General features: G+C 76.0%; 1 protein-coding gene. It reads right to left on the bottom strand.

Going from position 1 to position 333, the window contains the following annotated elements; genetic code table 11:
• Nucleotides 1-227 (bottom strand): DegT/DnrJ/EryC1/StrS family aminotransferase (locus JHN63_RS52250; protein ID WP_200692081.1); only part of this gene is annotated, 227 nt, incomplete at its 3' end.
• Nucleotides 228-333: the final 106 nt, after the last annotated feature.

Raw genomic sequence — 333 nt, 5'->3', positions numbered from 1 at the left:
GGGGCGCACGTCGGCGCCACCCCCAGGGCGAGCATCGCCAGGTGCAGGGCGGCGCCGCAGTTGCTCACCGCGACCGCGTCACCGACGGCGTACTCCGCCGCCAGCCGGGCCTCCAGCGCCTTGCCCCTGGGTCCCTGCCCGGCCGGCCAGCCGGAGGCGAACACCTCGGCGACGGCGGCCAGTTCCCGCTCGCCCAGGCTCGCGTGCACCAGGGGAATCGCGTCCATCGTGGTCATCTCCGTTCACGCTCCGCGCCCGGCGGCCCGGGGGGAGGAAACAACAGGGGCAGGGTCAGGCACAGGGGCAGGGGCAGGTACGGGAGCAGGGGCGGGT

Source organism: Streptomyces sp. MBT65, from assembly GCF_016612545.1.
In the GTDB taxonomy this organism is placed as follows: Bacteria; Actinomycetota; Actinomycetes; order Streptomycetales; family Streptomycetaceae; genus Streptomyces.
The sequence above is the reverse complement of the archived record's forward strand: the minus strand, read 5'-3'. Positions and strand labels throughout refer to the sequence as shown.